Annotated in this window: 19 protein-coding genes; 11 read left to right on the top strand and 8 right to left on the bottom strand. The window is 62.7% G+C overall.

Annotated features, from left to right (window positions below; genetic code table 11):
- Positions 1-2 precede the first annotated feature (2 nt).
- Positions 3-455 (bottom strand): aminoglycoside 6'-N-acetyltransferase, encoded by a 453-nt coding sequence (aac(6'), locus tag AC1PUL_RS03630; protein ID WP_480466669.1) that lies wholly within the window; start codon positions 453-455, stop codon positions 3-5.
- Complete coding sequence (gene bglA / locus AC1PUL_RS03625) at positions 452-2113, bottom strand: beta-galactosidase BglA (protein WP_480466668.1); 1662 nt, start codon at positions 2111-2113, stop codon at positions 452-454. Before bglA ends, aac(6') begins: the two co-directional genes overlap by 4 nt.
- Positions 2114-2295: 182 nt before the next feature.
- Between bglA and AC1PUL_RS03620 the strand changes: the two genes are divergently transcribed.
- A complete protein-coding gene (locus tag AC1PUL_RS03620) occupies positions 2296-3390 on the top strand; it encodes a glycosyltransferase family 4 protein (RefSeq protein WP_480468477.1) in 1095 nt (364 codons plus the stop codon).
- Between the two features lie 9 nt (positions 3391-3399).
- On the opposite strand, the gene der is transcribed toward AC1PUL_RS03620, so the two are convergent.
- From der to AC1PUL_RS03605, 3 genes are all read right to left on the bottom strand, one after another.
- Positions 3400-4821 carry a ribosome biogenesis GTPase Der gene (gene der, locus AC1PUL_RS03615; RefSeq protein ID WP_480466667.1) on the bottom strand — a complete coding sequence of 474 codons (1422 nt, stop codon included), beginning with the start codon at positions 4819-4821 and terminating at the stop codon, positions 3400-3402.
- Between the two features lie 40 nt (positions 4822-4861).
- On the bottom strand, positions 4862-5533 hold the full coding sequence (locus AC1PUL_RS03610) for a tetratricopeptide repeat protein (RefSeq protein ID WP_298467088.1): 672 nt from the start codon (positions 5531-5533) through the stop codon (positions 4862-4864).
- Positions 5534-5645: 112 nt separating this feature from the next.
- The gene (locus tag AC1PUL_RS03605; RefSeq protein WP_480466666.1) at positions 5646-6224 is read right to left on the bottom strand and encodes an NnrU family protein; all 579 of its coding nucleotides are present in this window, start codon (positions 6222-6224) and stop codon (positions 5646-5648) included.
- A gap of 128 nt (positions 6225-6352) precedes the next feature.
- Between AC1PUL_RS03605 and AC1PUL_RS03600 the strand changes: the two genes are divergently transcribed.
- Positions 6353-7363: a polysaccharide deacetylase family protein gene (locus AC1PUL_RS03600; protein WP_480466665.1), complete on the top strand. Its 1011-nt coding sequence runs from the start codon at positions 6353-6355 to the stop codon at positions 7361-7363.
- Between the two features lie 65 nt (positions 7364-7428).
- Positions 7429-7569, top strand: a complete 141-nt coding sequence (locus AC1PUL_RS03595) for a hypothetical protein (protein ID WP_480466664.1) — start codon at positions 7429-7431, stop codon at positions 7567-7569.
- 76 nt (positions 7570-7645) lie between these two features.
- Here the strand turns inward: AC1PUL_RS03595 and sbmA are convergent, their stop codons facing one another.
- Positions 7646-8926 (bottom strand): peptide antibiotic transporter SbmA, encoded by a 1281-nt coding sequence (gene sbmA, locus AC1PUL_RS03590; protein WP_480466663.1) that lies wholly within the window; start codon positions 8924-8926, stop codon positions 7646-7648.
- A 215-nt stretch (positions 8927-9141) separates the two neighbouring features.
- Between sbmA and AC1PUL_RS03585 the strand changes: the two genes are divergently transcribed.
- Complete coding sequence (locus tag AC1PUL_RS03585) at positions 9142-9375, top strand: hypothetical protein (protein WP_480466662.1); 234 nt, start codon at positions 9142-9144, stop codon at positions 9373-9375.
- A 22-nt stretch (positions 9376-9397) separates the two neighbouring features.
- Here AC1PUL_RS03585 and map read toward each other — a convergent pair whose 3' ends face one another.
- Together map and AC1PUL_RS03575 are read right to left on the bottom strand one after the other, a co-directional pair.
- A complete protein-coding gene (gene map / locus AC1PUL_RS03580) occupies positions 9398-10150 on the bottom strand; it encodes a type I methionyl aminopeptidase (protein WP_480466661.1) in 753 nt (250 codons plus the stop codon).
- 40 nt (positions 10151-10190) lie between these two features.
- Complete coding sequence (locus AC1PUL_RS03575; protein WP_480466660.1) at positions 10191-11237, bottom strand: LLM class flavin-dependent oxidoreductase; 1047 nt, start codon at positions 11235-11237, stop codon at positions 10191-10193.
- A 236-nt stretch (positions 11238-11473) separates the two neighbouring features.
- Between AC1PUL_RS03575 and AC1PUL_RS03570 the strand changes: the two genes are divergently transcribed.
- The 7 genes from AC1PUL_RS03570 (at position 11474) to AC1PUL_RS03540 (ending at position 18717) form a co-directional block, all read left to right on the top strand.
- Complete coding sequence (locus tag AC1PUL_RS03570; RefSeq protein WP_480466659.1) at positions 11474-12247, top strand: 3-hydroxybutyrate dehydrogenase; 774 nt, start codon at positions 11474-11476, stop codon at positions 12245-12247.
- A 25-nt stretch (positions 12248-12272) separates the two neighbouring features.
- Positions 12273-13742 (top strand): xanthine dehydrogenase small subunit, encoded by a 1470-nt coding sequence (gene xdhA / locus AC1PUL_RS03565; RefSeq protein ID WP_480466658.1) that lies wholly within the window; start codon positions 12273-12275, stop codon positions 13740-13742.
- Positions 13743-14334: 592 nt separating this feature from the next.
- Positions 14335-16671 (top strand): xanthine dehydrogenase molybdopterin binding subunit, encoded by a 2337-nt coding sequence (xdhB, locus tag AC1PUL_RS03560; protein WP_480466657.1) that lies wholly within the window; start codon positions 14335-14337, stop codon positions 16669-16671.
- Positions 16671-17054 (top strand): endonuclease domain-containing protein, encoded by a 384-nt coding sequence (locus tag AC1PUL_RS03555; RefSeq protein WP_480466656.1) that lies wholly within the window; start codon positions 16671-16673, stop codon positions 17052-17054. Before xdhB ends, AC1PUL_RS03555 begins: the two co-directional genes overlap by 1 nt.
- Positions 17055-17300: 246 nt before the next feature.
- Positions 17301-18098 carry a xanthine dehydrogenase accessory protein XdhC gene (xdhC, locus tag AC1PUL_RS03550; RefSeq protein WP_480466655.1) on the top strand — a complete coding sequence of 266 codons (798 nt, stop codon included), beginning with the start codon at positions 17301-17303 and terminating at the stop codon, positions 18096-18098.
- Between the two features lie 53 nt (positions 18099-18151).
- On the top strand, positions 18152-18412 hold the full coding sequence (locus AC1PUL_RS03545) for a CopG family ribbon-helix-helix protein (protein WP_480466654.1): 261 nt from the start codon (positions 18152-18154) through the stop codon (positions 18410-18412).
- Positions 18409-18717, top strand: a complete 309-nt coding sequence (locus AC1PUL_RS03540; protein ID WP_480466653.1) for a type II toxin-antitoxin system RelE/ParE family toxin — start codon at positions 18409-18411, stop codon at positions 18715-18717. Before AC1PUL_RS03545 ends, AC1PUL_RS03540 begins: the two co-directional genes overlap by 4 nt.
- Positions 18718-18719 lie beyond the last annotated feature (2 nt).

Below are 18719 nucleotides of genomic sequence, written 5' to 3'. Positions count from 1 at the left end.
CGTCAGAGCGGCCGGCGAAAACAGACGACGCGCTCCGTTTCCTCAAAGCCCAGTGCGGCATGCATCGCATGCGAAACCGTGTTGTGAAGCTCGGCATCGGAGGCGAGTTCTGTCAGGCCCTGCTCACGCGCCCAATCGGCAACAGCTGCGACGAGCCGCGCTGCTACCCCCTGGCGGCGCGCGACCGGAGCAACGACAATGCCTTCCAGAAAGGCAACTGGTGAGGTCTCGCAGCCATTGACATAATCGGAGCGCACGCTCGCCTCGGCAAGGCCGATTGCCCGGCCATGGGGATCAACACAGAGGAAGGCCACAAGCCGCTCCGGTTCCGACAGCGCTTCAGCGATATCGGCCCGGTGTCCTTCAAGCGAGAGGTGCGGCCAGAGCTGATGGCGAAGCGATGCCCAGGCCTCAAGATCCTTCTCCGTCGCTCGACGAATTCCGAAACCGGTCATGACACTCTCGCGCATAGGCCATCCAGCGGCCCGAGGCGGATTTCCCCGTCCACCACCGTGCCGGTCAGTCCCGGCATGGTGAGCACCTCTTTCAAACCATGCCCCTTCGGTAGGGTGATCTCCTGCGGCCCGCGCCGCAGATTGAAGACGAAGAGCAACCGTTCCTCGCCCTTCGAACGGGTGAAGGCGAGTACATCCTCGTTGGTCGCGAGGAATTCCATGTCGCCGTCGACAAGCGCCGCATGCTGCTTGCGGAAGGCAAGTGTGGCCCGGTAATGCGCAAGCACCGAGGCTTCCTCCGTCTCCTGCGCATCGACGGCGAGCGCCTGATGCTCGGCCGACACCGGCAGCCAGGGTTTCACGCTCGAAAAGCCCGCCTGCGTCTTGCCCTTCTCCCAGACCATCGGAGTGCGGCATCCGTCGCGGCCCTTGAAAGCCGGCCAGAAGCGGATGCCATAGGGGTCGCGCAGATCTTCAAACGCAAGCTCCGCCTCGGGCAGGCCAAGCTCCTCACCCTGATAGAGGCAGATCGAGCCGCGCAGGGTGGCAAGCACCGAGATCGCAAGCCTAGCGACGACGGCCCGCTCCTCTGCGGTCTGCGCGAAACGGCTGACATGCCGCGTAACGTCGTGATTGGAAAAGGCCCAGCAGACCCAGCCATCCCGGACCTGCTTGTGAAAGCTCTCGACGCAATGACGGATATGGCTCGGGGTGAAGTCCGGCCCGAGCAGGTCGAAGGTGTAGCACATATGCAGTTTGTCGCCGCCGGAGGTATAGGCCGCAACCGTCTTCAGCGAGCGCGCCCCGTCCCCCACTTCGCCCACCGTCGTCCGATTCGGATACTGGTCGAGCAGCGCCCGGAAGCGTTTCAGGAACTCGATGTTTTCGGGCTGCGTCTTGTCGTAGAGATGGCTCTGCATGCCGTATGGGTTGACGTCGGGCGCATCGAGCCCCGCCTCCTCGCTGTCGGGCGCATGCGGCGGGTTGTCGCGCAACTCCTTGTCGTGGAAATAGTAATTCACGGTGTCCAAGCGGAAACCGTCGACGCCGCGGTCCAGCCAGAACTTCACCGCATCCAGAACCGCATCCTGGACCTCCCGATTGTGGAAGTTGAGATCCGGCTGCGAGGCGAGGAAGTTGTGCATGTAATACTGCTTGCGCACCCCATCCCATTCCCAGGCGGGGCCGCCGAAGACGGAGAGCCAGTTGTTGGGTGCCGTGCCATCCTGCTTGGCCGCGGCCCAGACGAACCAGTCGGCCTTGGGATTGTCGCGGCTCGCGCGGCTTTCCTTGAACCAGGGATGCTGGTCGGACGTATGCGAGATCACCTGGTCGATGATCACCTTGAGGCCAAGCCGCTTCGCCTCCTTCATCATCGCATCGAAATCGGCGAGCGTGCCGAACATCGGATCGACGTCGCAATAGTCCGAGACGTCGTAGCCCATGTCCGCCTGGGGCGAGGTGAAGAAGGGCGAGAGCCAGATCGCGTCGACGCCGAGCGACGCGATATAAGGCAGCCGCTCGATGATCCCCTTGATGTCGCCGATCCCGTCACCGTCGGTATCCTGGAAGGACCGTGGATAGACCTGGTAGATCACCGCACCCCGCCACCAGTCGGCAGAGTTCGAACGGGTGGATTGGGCGACAGGCTTGGTCATGGGCGGATCCTTCGGCCGGGAATCGTCAGGTCAACCTTCAAGCAATCCGGTTCGCCAGCGGATGTCAAACGGCCCGTCCTAAGACTGACATCAAGCTGTAATGTTCCCCTCCCATAAGGCGAGGAGAGCTTTTGAAGCAGAATCGCCGCTCCGGCGGCCGTTCGGATGAGGGCGGACGCGCCATGCCGAGACTGACCATCGTGACCGATGCCTGGCACCCGCAGGTGAACGGCGTCGTCCGCTCGATCGAAACCACCAATCGCGAGCTTGCCAAGATGGGCGTCGAGGTCTCGATGATCACGCCCGAGCCCTTCCGCAGCATGCCCATGCCGACCTATCCGGAAATCCGCCTGTCGCTGGTGACGCCGCGCCGCCTCGGCCGGATGATCGAGAAACAGCAGCCCGATTATATGCATATCGCGACTGAAGGCCCGCTTGGCCTGATGGCGCGGCGCTGGTGCATCAAGAACAAACGCCCCTTCTCAACCACCTATCACACCCGTTTTCCGGAATATGTGGCCGCGCGCCTGCCCGTGCCGCTATCCTGGCTCTACGCCTATGTGCGCTGGTTCCACAATCGCGGCGGCGCCTGCATGGTCGCGACCGAAAGCCTGAGACGGGAGCTCGCCGCGCAGGGGCTGAACAACCTCTGCCTCTGGAGCCGCGGCATCGACACGGCGCATTTTCACCCACGCGAAAAATCGGAAAAGCCCTTCGATCTCCCCCGCCCGATCTTCATGACGGTTGGCCGCGTCGCCGTGGAAAAGAACCTGCCTGCCTTTCTTGATCTCGACCTGCCGGGTTCGAAGGTCGTGGTCGGCGACGGCCCGGCGCGGGTAGAACTTCAGGCACGCTACCCGGATGTGCATTTCACCGGGATGAAGCATGGAGACGATCTGGCGGAAGCCTATGCGCAAGCCGATGTCTTCGTCTTCCCGTCGAAGACCGATACCTTCGGCAATACGATCCTCGAAGCGCTCGCGTCCGGCATTCCCGTCGCGGCCTATCCGGTCACCGGTCCGGTCGACATCATCCCGTCAGGCTCCCATGCGGGAGCGCTGGACCACGATCTGCAGATCGCCTGTATAGCGGCCCTGCAGGCCTCGCCCCAGGCAGCGCGCCGTCTCGCCGAAACCTATTCCTGGGAAGCGGCGACACAGCAATTCTTCGACAATGTCGTGGAGGCGAAAGAACAGCGCCGCAAGCGTGGCTTGAGGCAGCGCTTCGGCATCCGCCCGCAGGACACGGACGGCTATCAGACGCCGGCAACCGAGTAGCGGCAGCGGTCAGCGCTTCTTCTTGCGGTTCTCGAACGGGTTCTCGCCCGCCTTGAAATGGATGCGGATCGGCACGCCCGGCATGTCGAAATCGACACGCAGACCATTTGTCAGATAGCGCACATAGCTTTCCGGCAGCGCATCGGGACGCGTGCAGGAGATCATGAAGGCCGGCGGACGAGCCTTGACCTGCGTCATGTATTTGAGCTTCAGGCGACGCCCCGACACGGCCGGTGGCGGATGCTGGGTCGTGACTGCATCCAGCCAGCGATTGAGCTTGGCCGTCGAGATCCGCTTGTTCCACACCTTGTCGGTGTCGACGATGTTCTGCATCAGCTTGTCGAGACCATAGCCGGTCTGGCCGGAGATCGGCACGGCGCGGATGCCACGCGCCTGCGGTAGAAGCCGCTCGGTCTTTTCGCGCAGATCGGCGAGAACTGCCTGCGGGTCTTCGACCAGATCCCACTTGTTGAAGGCGAGCACGGCGGCACGGCCTTCGCGGATGACGAAGTCGACGATCTGCAGATCCTGCTTCTCGAAGGGGATCGTCGCGTCGAAGACGATGACCACGGTTTCCGCAAACCGCACGGCGCGCAGCGTATCGGCAACCGAGAGCTTTTCGAGCTTCTCCTGCACGCGCGCCTTCTTGCGCATGCCGGCGGTGTCGAACATCTTGATGGTCCGGTCGCGCCAGTCCCATTCGACCGAGATCGAATCGCGGGTGATGCCGGCCTCAGGCCCGGTCAAAAGGCGGTCTTCGCCGAGGAAACGGTTGATCAGGGTCGACTTGCCGGCATTCGGGCGACCGACGATCGCCACGCGCAGCGGCTTGGTCTCGTCGTATTCCGGCTCGAAGTCCTCGTCTTCCTCGCCCTCGCCTTGCGAGAGAACCACATCGGTTTCCGCCTCGTCATCGGGTTCCGGGAAGGCGCGCTCTTCGCCGATGGCTTCGACGATGGCATCGCGCAGATCGATCATGCCCTGGCCGTGTTCGGCCGAGATCGGTACGGGTTCGCCAAGGCCCAGCGTATAAGCATCGTAGAAGCCGGCATCGGAGCCGCGGGCTTCCGACTTGTTGGCAACCAGCACGACCGGCTTGCCGCGACGGCGCAACATTTCGGCGAGCGACTGGTCTACCGGCGTCAGGCCGAACTTGGCATCGACGACGAAGAGCGACAGGTCCGCTTCGTCGATCGCCATCTCGGTCTGGGCGCGCATGCGGCCTTCTAGCGTCTCCGGCCCGGCCTCTTCGAGACCGGCGGTGTCGATGATGGTGAAACGCAGGTCCACGAGCTTGGCCTCGCCGGGGCGACGGTCACGGGTGACACCCGGCGTGTCATCGACAAGCGCCAGCTTCTTGCCAACCAGACGGTTGAAAAGCGTGGACTTGCCGACATTCGGGCGACCGACGATGGCGACTGTGAAACTCATGGGAACGCTAGCTTTCCGGCCTTTTCAGGCCTTGTCGTTGTTACGGCGCCTTGCCGGAGGCCTTGATGTTGTCGAGCAGCATCTGGGCACGGTTGGCGACGTTGCGCGGGGTTTCCGCGTCTTCGCTGATCTGTTCGAACCATTCGCGGGCACGCACCATGTCGCCGGCCTTGTAGGCGGCAAGTCCGAGTGCCTCGCGCGCGGCATGGCGCATGGCATTGGCCGGCGTCGCCATGGCTTCGACGAGCGCAGAGACATCCTGATAGGTGCCGGTGTCGACGAGCAGCCAGGCAGCCCGAACCTTGGCCGTGTTGCGCACGGCTTCCGGGATCGAGGCATCGTCACCGATAGACTTGAACGAGGTGACGGCACCGGCCGGATCCCCCTTCTCGGCGAGAACCGAGGCCGCGCGGAAGCGGGCGAGAATGCCGTAGGCACCGTAGCCCTCCTGCTCCAGCGCCTGCAGGGCAGCTTCCGCCTCGTCGCGCTTGCCCTGGTCGGCGAGGTTCAGCGCCGCCAGGAACTTGTCGCCGGCATCCGACGCCTGGGTCGAATCCCAATGGGTCCACAGGCGATGGCCGGCCGTGCCGAGAACGATCACCACGGCAGCACCGATGATCAGGCGGCTGTAGCGCTTCCAGGCGTTGCGCACCTGCTCGGAGCGGAGCTCCTCGTTCACTTCGCGGATAAAGCTGTCGTTCTGGTCAACCATTGATATCCCCGGACGCTGCCGGCCTTTCGATGCAGTCTCTCTCATGCGTGAGCGGCCTTCTAGCCGATTTTTGCCCGCTTGTAAGGGGAAAACCGCTGATAGGCTTAAGCCGTCACATGGCAAGCGGTGCAACACCGATCAACAGTTTGTGCAACCACATGACAAAGACCGCCCAAAGCGCGATACCGCCGACCACCGCAATCGCGTCGTAGCGGGCCGAAACAAAGGCGCGCGGCTGAGAAAGACCGGCGCGTTCGCGGCGCTTGTAGCTGATCCTGAGGACGACACCCCAGGCCAGGAAGGCGACGAAGAGCAGCATCGAGGCAAGGTCGCCATTCGCTACAAGATGGGAGGCCGCCCAGATCTTCACCGAAAGCACCATGGGATGCTTGGTCTTCACCGCGATATGGCCAGCCGGGATCAGGCTGGCCACAAGACAGATCATCGCAAACAGCATCAACGTCGTGGTCAGATGGTTCATGCCCATGGGCGGGAACCAGAGATTGACGACCGGCGCCGTGGCATAGCCCCAGATCAGGATGACGAGGGTGACCAGGCTGAGGACGGAATAGAGCCCCTTCCAGCCGTTCTCCCCGAACTTGTCGATCATCGACAGACGAAATCCGGGTGCAACGACCCGGAGCAGGTGAACACCGAGAAAAAGGATGATGCCGAGAATGAGAAACGTCATGGATTGGCCCTTTCGAGGAACAGGGCCTAGGCATACTGGTCAATGCGGGGAATTTAAAGGGCGTTCAAAGCTTCGCCGCATTTGAATGAGACGGGAGGTGCCCCCGATTTGAGCCCGAGTTTGTGTTGATGTTCCGTTGGTCCGCCGCCCTTTTCCTATCGCTTGCCACCTCGGCCTCCGCCATGGATAGCGCAGCCCCTGCGACAACGGGTCAGGAGCCGGAGCGCCCCAAACAGGTGCTGCTGGTGTCCTTCGATGGTGCCCATGACGTCAGGCTCTGGGTCCGCAGCCGCGAGATCGGTCAGCGAGCCAATGCCCGCTTCACCTATTTCCTCTCCTGCACGACGCTGATCCCGCGCGCCCGCGCCGGCGACTACAAGGCACCGGGCATCAAGGCGGGCCGCTCCAACATCGGCTTTGCCTTGAGCGTCGACGAGGTCGCCGCCCGGCTCGACAACATCTGGAAGGCGCGAACCGAGGGCCATGAGATCGCCAGCCATACCTGTGGCCACTTCGACGGCAAGGACTGGACGAAGGCGGATTGGCTCAAGGAATTCAACACCTTCGACCGGGTTCTGGAGAATGCCTGGAAGGACAATGGGCTGGGCGACCGCGAGCCGCAGGGCTGGGCAGATTTCGTCGAGAACGACATCACCGGCTTCCGCGCGCCCTATCTCTCTGCGCCCGAGAGCCTGTTTGCGGCAGAGCGTGAGCATGGCTTCCGCTACGATGCCAGCATCGTCACCCACGACCCGGCCTTGCCCGTTGTACGAGACGGCCTTGCCCGCTTCGGCCTGCCGCTGATCGCGGAAGGTCCAAGCGCCCGACGCATCATCGCCATGGACTACAATCTCTTCATCCGCCATTCGGCCGGCATCGATCATCCGTCCAAGGCCGAGGAATTCGCCGAGCGCAGCTACCAGGCCTTCCGCACCGCTTTTGACCGGCAGTATAACGGCGACCGCATTCCGCTGCAGATCGGCCTGCATTTCGTCGAGATGAATGGTGGAGCCTACTGGACGGCCATGGAGCGGCTGGTGACGGAAGTCTGCCCCCTGCCCGACGTCGCCTGCGTCACCTATGCCGAGGCGCTCGACATGCTTGAGACACGAGAGACGGCAGCGCCCGGGGCCATGTGATCGCTTGACGCATTTACATCTGATGCGCCAGACGAGATAAGCGGCCAAATTGTTTGGGAAAACACATGAAGCGCCTCCTCTTCGCCATCGCCTTTGCCTGCGTCATCGCCGCGACAATCGGCGCGGTCGCGATCGGTCTTTCGCTGTTTACCCAGCCGGAGGCCTATGCGGGGCTTTCGGGCGGGACGATGGCGCACATCGGCTGACAACATCTTCGACCATGAGAAAGGCCGCGTCGGTGTCCCGACGCGGCCTTTATCGTTTCATCAAGCCGTCGCGTCCTCAGTAGGGCCGATCCGCCGCAAGTTCACCTTCGGCAGCCTCGCGCTCGAGATAGCGCTGGTCGATCTCCGGCAGCGGCGCACCGTCGATGGCGGCCTCGAAGGCGGCAAGACGCTTGTGGATCGACAAGAGTTCGATGATCGTCGACCAGTAGCTGACGAGATACTGGAAGCTGTCCGTCACCTGACCGAAGGCGGTGGCGATCTGCTGCCAGACACCCATGGTGATCTTGCCGGCGACGATCGTCGGGATGAGGATGAAGGTCAGGAAGATCGCGTCGAGCTGGCCATAGGTGAAGCGTGCGACGTTGAAATAGGTGTAGTGCCAGTACATGCGGAAATAGTTGCGCCGGACATTGGAGAACAGCTCCTTGACGGTCACCGGCTCGGCGCGCTCGGCATTGTCTTCGCCATAGACCAGTTCCTTGCGGAACGCGGCTTCGACGCGTTGGTTGCGGAACTGCAGGCCCGGCAGCTTGATACCGGCCACCATCAACAGCACCGTACCGAACAGCGACCAGAAGATCGCCAGCCAGAACAAGGCGTGCGGCACCGCCCCGATGATCGGCAGTTCGGTGACATTCTCCGACATTCGGAAGAGGATCGGCAGGAAGACGACCAGCGTCATGACCGAGTTGATCAGCGCCACGCCCAGACCTTCGAGAATATTGGCGAATCGCATCGTGTCTTCCTGCACACGCTGCGAGGCACCTTCGATATGGCGCAGCTTGTCCCACTTCGACAGATAGAAGTCGTTCATCGCGTTACGCCAGCGGAAGACGTAATGGTTGGTGAAGAAGGCGGTCAGGACGGACAGCGTCACGCCGACCATACCGATTTCCAGGAAGCGCAGCTGCAACTCGTAGAGCTGGCCGGCCGTCACCGTGCCATCGCCGTTCAGCGCCTTCTGGAAGAGATCGAAGAAGGGACCGCGCCAGTTGTTGACTGCAACCGAGATCTGCACGCTGAAATAGGCGATGAAGATGATGAAGGCAGAGCCCCAGATCGACCAGTTGGTCCAGGGATGATCCTTGGCCAGCACTTGCCAGACACCACCGAAGATCAGCACGAAGATGGTGAAGTAGAGGTAGAACCAGAGATTGTCGGGCGTGAAGAAGAACGCAAGCCCGACAGGCGGTTGCTGCCCCTCGGCCAGCGGCGGCAGACCGATGGCGGCGCCCATCTGCGGGCCGACGGTGTACCAGACGAGGATACAGACGAGCGTCCAGAGCGCAGCCGACGTGAAGAACAGTTTGGGCTGGGGAAAGAAAGAATGAAACACGCGGTCAGCCTTCGTGTGGGAGAAGTCCTGGAAAGTCGAAGGGAACCTAGGGCAGAAGGTCCCGAGCAGCAATGGCACCGCCAAATTGTGGCAGAATTACCCCCGCGAAAATGACGGGTTTGTAAGGTTTGCTGCCAAAGGCGTTGCCTCAAGCTCCGCTTGCCTCCCCGCCAATAATCGCTAGAGGAGGGTCAACAGACTTTCAGGAGTGTCCCATGAGCGATCTCAGCCTGCAGCAGGCCATCGACAACATCTACGCATCGATCAACAACAACAACGAAGAGATCGACACCCATATTGCGGCGCTGAAGGCGGCGATGGCGCGCGACGGCGTGAAGGAAGCCATTTTCGACAACGCCAAGCTCGCCCAGCCGAACCGCCAGGGCCGCAAGATGATGCAGTCGTATTTCAAGAAAAAGGGCGTGGCTGTAGGCTTCACCGGCCAATAAGGACAAGCGCTGGCGGACGACTCTAATCCGCCAGCGTCAGCACCAGCGGCCCGTTCTTCGTCACCACGATCGTGTGCTCGAACTGCACGGTCGGTGCGCGCGGCTCGCTGTAGAGCGTCCAGGCATCCTTGTCGCCGTCCTCGGCCCATTGCCCGCCGAGCGACAGGAACGGCTCGACGGTGAAGACCAGCCCCTCCTCCATCATCCGCGTCTCGTCCGGATCCGGCCAGGTGGAAAGCTCTGTTGGTTCCTCATGCAGCGAGCGGCCGACGCCGTGGCTGGCGAGATTGGTGATCAGCGTATAGCGGTTCTTCTTGGCAAAGGCGCCGATGGAATTGCCGATATCGGCGAGCGGCCGGCCGGTCTTGACCTGGTTCAGCCCGACCCATAGCGCCCGCTTGCCGTCACGCAGCAGCCGTTCCAGCTTGGCCGTGCCCGGGGGCACGATGAAGGACGAGCCGGTATCGCCGAAATAGCCGAGCTTTTCGGCAGACACATCGATATTGACGAGATCGCCGGCCTTGATCACCCGGTCGCCCGGAATGCCATGGGCAATCTCTTCATTGACCGAGATGCAGGTCGCGCCGGGAAACTTATAGCAGAGCTCCGGCGCCGACTGCGCGCCGTTTTCCTCAAGAACCTTGCGCCCGATCAGATCCAGCTCCCGCGTCGTGATGCCGGGTTCGAGCGCTGCCGCCATCGTCTTCACCGCCGTCGCGCAGATGCGCCCGATGTCTTTCAGACGCGTAAGGTCCTCTTCGGTTTCGACGATCATGGCGGTCCTTCAGTGGCAATTTGCGGGGACAGGCGCTGCCTTAGGCGGCGGACGCCTTCTCCGTCAACGCTTTCCGAACCAGCGGCGCGACTTTTGTTCCGAAGAGTTCGATGCCACGCATGATTTCCTTGTGCGGCATGGGACCGATCGCCATCTGCAACAGGAAGCGGTCGTTCTTGAAGATGCCATGCATGGCGACGATCTTTTCGGCGACCGTTTCCGGGTCGCCAACGAAAAGCGCGCCGCGCGGCCCGCGCGAGGCATCGAACTGCGCCCGGTTGGTGGGGCCCCAGCCGCGCTCGCGGCCGATCCGGTTCATCACGACGGCCTGCGGCTCGTAGAAAATGTCGGCAGCCGACTGCACCGTGTCATGGATGAAGCCATGCACGTTGACGCTCGTCTTCAATTGCTTCGGATCGACACCGGCCTTGGCGGCACTCTGGCGGTAGAGATCGAAGAAGGGCGCAAAACGATGCGGCTCGCCGCCGATGATGGCGAGACCCAGCGGCAGGCCGAGATAACCGGCACGCGCCGCTGACTGCGGCGTGCCGCCGATCGCGATCCACAGCGGCAGCAGATCCTGCAGCGGACGCGGATAGACACCCCTGCTCTGGATAGGTTTGCGGGTCTGGCCTTCCCAGGTGACCACCTCGTTTTCGCGGATTTCCATGAGCAGCTGCAGCTTTTCGGCAAACAGCAGGTCATAGTCTTCGAGATCATAACCAAAGAGCGGGAAGCTCTCGATGAAGGAGCCACGCCCGACCATCAGTTCGGTGCGCCCGCCGGAGAGGAGGTCAACCGTTGCATATTGCTGGAAGACCCGCACCGGATCGTCGGAGGAGAGAACCGAAACGGCGCTGGTCAACCGGATGTTCTTCGTCTGCACGGCAGCAGCCGCGAGGATCGTGGCGGGCGAAGAGGCCATATAGTCAGGGCGGTGATGTTCGCCGAGGCCGAAGACATCGAGACCGACCTCATCGGCGAGCTTGATCTCGGCCAGAAGCTCGTCAACGCGCCGCTTGGCTTCCGCGCCCTTGTTGGCGGCATTGGGATCGACATCGGCAAAGGTGTAAAGTCCGAGTTCCATGGGTCTTTCTCGCTGTATCGTTGCGCCAGAGATAGAGGTTTGCCACCACAGGCGCAAACCGCGCCGGGGTGACGGACTGTTTCGAACTGGCGAACGGAGCAAATGCGGCTTGCGAATTCATGCCTTTGGGCGAAGCAGTCTTGCGCCAAAATCGCGATTGCCAGTGCTCGGTCTTTGGGCATAACCTCCAACAGACTATTGCGGCGCAACAGAGCGCCCCAGCATGGGAGAATGGCATGGCAAGAACCGTCGTCGTCACCGGATCGACCAGCGGGATCGGGCTCGGCATCGCGAAAGCCTTTGCCGCCGAGGGTGCGAACCTCGTCATCAACGGCTTCGGGCCGGCTGACGAGATCGAAGCCAACCGCAAGGCGCTAGAGGCCCATGGCGGCAAGGCGATCTATCACGGCGCGGACATGACCAAGCCGACCGAAATCGCCGACCTGATCGCCACAGCGGAAAAGACTTTTGGCGATGTCGACGTGCTCGTCAACAATGCCGGCATCCAGCATGTCTCGCCGGTCGAGGATTTCCCGATCGACAAATGGGACCAGATCATCGCGATCAACCTGACGAGCTCCTTCCACACGATTCGCGCTGCCGTGCCCGGCATGAAGGCGAGGAAGAAGGGCCGCATCATCAATGTCGCCTCAGCGCATGCGCTGGTGGCCTCGCCTTACAAGTCGGCCTATGTCGCGGCCAAGCACGGGATCATGGGGCTCACCAAGTCGGTCGCCCTGGAACTGGCAGAATTCGGCATCACAATCAACGCCATCTGCCCGGGCTATGTGCTGACACCGCTCGTTGAAAAGCAGATCCCCGATACGGCAAAGGCCCGTGGCATTTCCGAGGAACAGGTGAAGACGGACGTGATGCTGCGCCTGCAGGCGACGAAGGAATTCGTTGCCATCGAGGAGGTCGCGGCCACCGCCATCTTCCTCGCCAGCGACGCGGCCAGGCAGATCACCGGCACCTCCATTTCGATTGATGGCGGCTGGACCGCGCAGTGACGCGCCCCGCAGAAAAAGGCAGTTCATGACCAGCATTCGTTTCATCCTGAATGGCGAGGACATCGCCCTTGCAAGCCTCGATCCGACCGAGACGCTGCTCGATTTCCTGCGCCTGAAGCGCCGGCTGACGGGCTCCAAGGAAGGCTGCGCGGAAGGCGATTGCGGTGCCTGCACGGTGCTGGTCGGCAGGCTCGTCGGCGGTCGGCTGCACTATGAAACGGTCAATGCCTGCATCCGTTTCGTCGGCTCGCTGCACGCCACCCATGTCGTGACCGTCGAGCACTTGGCCGCCAAGGACGGCACGCTGCATCCGGTGCAGCAGGCCATGGTCGACTGTCATGGCTCGCAATGCGGTTTCTGCACCCCCGGCTTCGTCATGTCGCTTTACGGGTTGTGGCTGACCTCGGAAAACCCTGATAGAGCCGAGATCGAGCGCGCGCTTCAGGGCAATCTCTGTCGCTGCACGGGCTATGAGCCGATCGTCAAGGCCGCCGAACAGGTCGGCCATGTCAGGCCGTCCGCCCTCTTCGACCCGCTGGAACGCGAGCGCGCCAATATCATCGCCCGCCTCGAAGAGCTTGCGACCCGTGAGACGATCGCCATCACAGGCCCGGATGGCCGCCGCCTCGTGGTGCCCGGCAGCGTCGAGGGCCTGGCCGAAACACTCGCCGCCCACCCCAGGGCGACTGTCGTAGCAGGCGCGACCGATGTCGGGCTCTGGGTCACCAAACAGATGCGGGTGCTCGACCCTGTCGTCTTCATCAACCATCTGCAAGAGCTGCAGCAGATCTCGGTTACATCAGAAGGCATCACGCTCGGCGCCGGTGTCAGCTACACCAACGCCCTCGACGTCCTGCGCCGTGAAATCCCCGCCTTCGGTCGCCTGATCGAGCGCATCGGCGGCCAGCAGGTGCGCAACATGGGCACGATCGGCGGCAATGTCGCCAACGGCTCGCCGATCGGCGACAGCCCCCCGGCGCTCATCGCATTGTCCGCCACCGTCACCCTGCGCTCCGCCAAGGGCACCCGCAGCATGCCGCTTGAGGACTTCTTCATCGACTACGGCAAGCAGGACCGCCAGCCGGGCGAATTCGTCGAAAGCCTGTTTGTGCCCCGCCCGAAGGCGGATAGCCATGTCGCCGTCTACAAGATCTCCAAGCGCCGTGACGAGGACATCTCGGCGCTCTGCGGCGCCTTCCACCTGGAGCATGACGCAAGCGGCGTGGTCACCCATATCCGCATCGCCTTCGGCGGCATGGCGGGCACACCGAAACGGGCGCGGTCCGTGGAGGCAGCGCTCTACGGCAAGCCCCTCGCCCAAGGCACCGTTGAAGCCGCCCGCGACGCCTTTGACCACGATTTCCAGCCGCTCACCGACTGGCGCGCCACGGCGGAATACCGTCAGCTGACGGCGAAAAACCTGCTGACCCGGTTCTTCCTGGAGGTCTCGGGCACGCCGCAGGAACTGCAGCGCTTTGCGGTGGAGGAGGCATGATGGGGACGGCTTTGCTTTGGGGTTACCCCCCTCTGTCGGCTCCGCCGACATCTCCCCCACAAGGGGGGAGAGTGGCCACTGACCGTCTGCCCACCTCCCCCTTGAGGGGGGAGGTCGCCGCAAAGCGGCGGGTGGGGGTGACCCGGGCCACGAGTTCTGCCGCATCGATTGATGGAAATGTAAGACACATCACCCCACCCCGGAGCTCCGCTCCGACCCTCCCCCTCAAGGGGAGGGTCAGGCCGCGCCGCATCCCCGCGCCACTCTCCCCCCTTGAGGGGGAGATGTCCGGCAGGACAGAGGGGGGTATCCACTCGGCACGCCCTGGCGCCTCCCTCTCCACCTCCCCCTTGAGGGGGGAGGTCGCCGCGAAGCGGCGGGTGGGGGTGACCGGGGCGGCGAGTTCTGCCGCATCGATTGATGGAAATGTAAGACACATCACCCCACCCCGGAAGCTCCGCTCCGACCCTCCCCCTCAAGGGGAGGGTATGGCCGAGCGGCATCCCCGCGCCACTCTCCCCCCTTGTGGGGGAGATGTCCGGCAGGACAGAGGGGGGTAATGCGCGCGCCGCAGCACAAGACGGAGGCCTTGATGGATAAGGCGACCTACGAGACGACGAAATACATCAAGGGGCCGATGCACCAGTCGCTTAGGCATGATTCAGCGCACAAGCATGTAGCCGGAAGTGCCGAATATATCGACGATATTCCCGAACCCGCAGGCCTTTTGCACGGCGCGCTCGGCATGGCGGATCGCGCCCACGCCGAAATCCTGTCGATCGATCTTTCGGCGGTGAAGACCTATCCCGGCGTGGTCGATGTCCTGACCGCCGCCGACATCACCGGCGTCAACGACGTCTCCTCCGGCGGTCGCCATGACGAGCCGCTGATCGCGACCGACAAGATCGAATTCCACGGCCAGACCATCTTCGCCGTCATCGCCGAAACCCGCGACGCTGCCCGCAAGGCGGCCCGGCTCGCCAAGGTCGAGTATCGCGACCTGCCCTTCTGGACCGATATCGACGGCGCGCTGGAGAATGGCGCACCGCTCGTCACATCAGGCATGACGCTTAAGCGCGGTACGCCGGAAACCGAACTCGACAAGGCGGCCCACCGTATCAAAAGCGCGATGCGCATCGGCGGCCAGGAGCATTTTTATCTCGAAAGCCATATCGCGCTCGCCATTCCCGGCGAAGACGATGACGTCACCGTCTGGTCCTCCACCCAGCACCCCTCCGAAATCCAGCATATCGTCGGCCATGTGCTCGACATTCCCTCCAACGCCATCACCGTCAACACGCGGCGCATGGGCGGCGGCTTCGGCGGCAAGGAAACGCAGGGCAACCAGTTTGCAGCACTGGCAGCGCTGGCCGCCAAGAAGCTGAAGCGCGCCGTCAAATTCCGCCCCGACCGCGACGAGGACATGGGCGTCACCGGCAAGCGCCATGACTTCAAGATGGATTTCGACGTCGCTTTCGACAATGACGGAAAGATCCACGCGATCGAGGCCAATTTCGCCGCCCGCTGCGGCTACTCCTCCGATCTGTCAGGCCCGGTCACCGACCGCGCCCTCTTCCATGCCGATTCCAGCTATTTCTATCCGCATGTGAAGCTGACCTCGCAGCCCTTGAAGACCCACACCGTCTCCAACACCGCCTATCGCGGTTTCGGCGGCCCGCAGGGCATGCTCGGAGCAGAGCGGGTGATCGAGGAAATCGCCTATGCGCTGGGCAAGGATCCGCTGGAGATCCGCAAGGCCAATTTCTACGGCGAGAAGGGCTCGGGCCGCGACGTGACCCCCTACCACCAGCAGGTGGAAGACAACATCATCCTGAAGGTCGTCGAGGAACTCGAAACCTCCTGCGACTACCAGGCGCGCCGTCAGAAGATCCTGGAGTTCAACCGGACCAGCCCGGTGATCAAGAAGGGCATCGCGCTCACACCGGTGAAGTTCGGCATCTCCTTCACCATGACCGCCTTCAACCAGGCGGGGGCGCTCGTTCATATCTATCAGGACGGCTCCATCCATCTGAACCATGGCGGCACCGAAATGGGCCAGGGCCTCTATACCAAGGTCGCCCAGGTCGTCGCCGACTGTTTCCAGGTCGATGTCGACACGGTGAAGATCACGGCGACCACGACCGCCAAGGTGCCGAACACCTCGGCCACCGCCGCCTCCTCCGGCTCGGACCTGAACGGCATGGCAGCATGGGATGCCGCCCGCCAGATCAAGGAACGGCTGATCGCCTTTGCTGCGGAGAAATATGCCGTCCCGGCCTCGGAAATCGAATTCCTGCCCAACCGGCTGCGCGTCGGGGACAAGATCTTCGCCTTCGGCGATTTCGTCAAACAGGCCTATTTCGGCCGCGTGCAACTTTCGGCGGCAGGCTTCTACAAGACGCCCAAAATCCACTGGGACCGCGCCGCCGGTCGCGGCACGCCCTTCTATTACTACGCCTATGGGGCCGCCTGCTCGGAAGTCTCGATCGACACGCTGACGGGCGAATATCTGATGGAGCGCACCGATATTCTCCACGATGTCGGCAAGTCACTGAACCCGGCCATCGACATCGGCCAGATCGAAGGCGGCTTCGTCCAGGGCATGGGCTGGCTGACGACGGAAGAGCTCTGGTGGGACGGCAAGGGACGCCTGCGCACCCACGCCCCCTCCACCTACAAGATCCCGCTCGCCTCCGACCGGCCAAAGATCTTCAACACGCGGCTTGTGCCCTCGTCTGAAAACACCGAGCCCACCATCGGCCGCTCCAAGGCCGTCGGCGAACCACCCTTCATGCTGGCCAACTCGGTGCTGGAGGCGCTGTCGATGGCGGTGGCTTCGGTCGCGGATTACCGTGTTTGCCCAAGGCTTGATGCGCCTGCGACACCGGAGCGGGTGCTGATGGCGGTGGAGAGGTTGAAGCGGGCGTGATGGATGGAGCCACGACGCACCACGCCGTTCCGGAAAGCCATCGCAGGAACGCACGGCGGATGCGCAAGGCGCTGACGGCGGCTGAATTGCGCTTCTGGAATACGGTGAGAGCCCATCGTTTGATGGGATTGGGCTTTCGACGACAGGTGCCGATCGCCGGCTACATCGTCGATTTCGCCTGCCCCGAGCACAAACTGGTGGTCGAAATCGATGGCCCGAGCCACACATTCGATCAGAGGATCGAGCGCGATCAAGTTCGAGATCAGACGCTCGCCCATCTGGGATGGACCGTCCTGCGCTTTACGAACGAGGATGTGCTTGAGCATCTCGACGATGTCTGCACCCACATCCTGCGAGTGATTGGAGTGCGACGCTTTGAGTAGTGCATTCGCATTTACCCCCCTCTGTCACTCCGTGACATCTCCCCCTCAAGGGGGGAGATTGCCGGCAACCGCCCTGCCCTTTGGAGACTTTCATCCAAGCCCTGCCAGACTTTACGGCGGTTCCTCACAGGGAAGCCTTAGGAGTGAGAGATGCATCCCCAATGCGATCTCCCCCCTTGAGGGGGAGATGCCCGGCAGGGCAGAGGGGGGTAACCCACGCCTAAACGAGGCGGAGCAAGCTGCAGCATGACCACCCTCCCCGCCTTCCTCAAAGCCCACCCGAATGCCGTCCTCGTCGAAGTCGCAGAGACCAGGGGCTCCACCCCGCGGGACACCGGCACGATGATGCTGGTATCTGCGACCACCCTCTGGGGCACGATCGGCGGCGGGCATCTGGAATTCATGGCGATCGGCCATGCGCGCAGGCTCATGTCGGGGGAGACGCTGGAGCCCACGCTCGATGTGCCGCTCGGGCCTGAGATCGGCCAGTGCTGCGGCGGGCGCACGCTGTTGCAGTTCACGAGGCTCGATGACACGACCAGGACCAGTCTCCTGCAGCGCTTGGCCGATGAACGCGCGGCTTTTCCCGAAGTCATGGTCTTCGGCGCCGGCCATGTCGGGCTGGCGCTCGCCCAGGCCCTGAGCCCTCTGCCGCTGAATGTCACGCTGATCGACTCGCGTCCCGCAATCGACGGCGACGTGCCTGATGGCATCACCTTCCGCCGGGTCGCCATGCCCGAGGCGGAGGTGGCAAAGCTGAAGCCGGGCGCGGCAGCCGTCATCCTCACCCATGATCATGCATTGGATTTCCTGATCGGAAAAGAAGCGCTCTCCCGCACCGACCTCGCCTATGTCGGCATGATCGGCTCGAAGACCAAGCGCGCCACCTTCGCCTCGTTCCTGGACCGCGAAGGCCTGGGTCGCGCCTCCCTGGAGCGACTGACTCTACCCATCGGCGGCGGATCGGTGAAGGACAAGCGCCCGGCGGTGATTGCCGCTCTCGTCGCGGCGGAACTGGTGGACGTGCTGCTGAAAGCAGACTGAGTGGCCACCGAAGAGAAAAACTGCTATGCTCTGACGGCAAGGATGAGGACATCATGGCCGCACGATCCAGTCTGACGATCGAACTGAACCAGGACATAGAAGCCAAGCTTGCTGAGCTTGCCGAAGCGACGCAACGCAGTCGTGGCGAAGTCGCCAACACGGCACTCACCCTCTATGTGGAACGCGAATTCAGGACAATTGCAGCAATACGCCAGGGACTGGTCGATCTCGAAAAGGGCGATCTTGTCGATCATGAGGACGCCATGTCCGAACTCGATGCCGTGATCGAGGCTGCAGAGGCAGCCCGCCTGTGAGCCTTCGCATCCAGTGGTCGCGCCAAGCCCTGGATGACTTGAAATCCCAAATTGCCTTTATCTCGAAAGACAATCCAAAAGCCGCGCGACAAATTGCGAGGAAGCTCCGTCTCTGTGCGGAGCGACTGGCTCAAACTCCATCCGGCCGACCAGGGCGCGTGTTAGGTACGTGGGAGAAGTCCGTCGCCGGACTTCCTTATGTCATGGCATATACGATCAGGATGCAGAAGGCCGCTGAAACCCTTGTGGTCCTGCGCGTCATTCACACGGCACGCGACTGGCAGGCCGGGACGTGGCCCGATTGATT

It is taken from the genome of Rhizobium sp. P43 (genome assembly GCF_056730705.1).
Note: the sequence above shows the minus strand (reverse complement) of the source record. Positions and strands in the feature narration are given on the sequence as shown.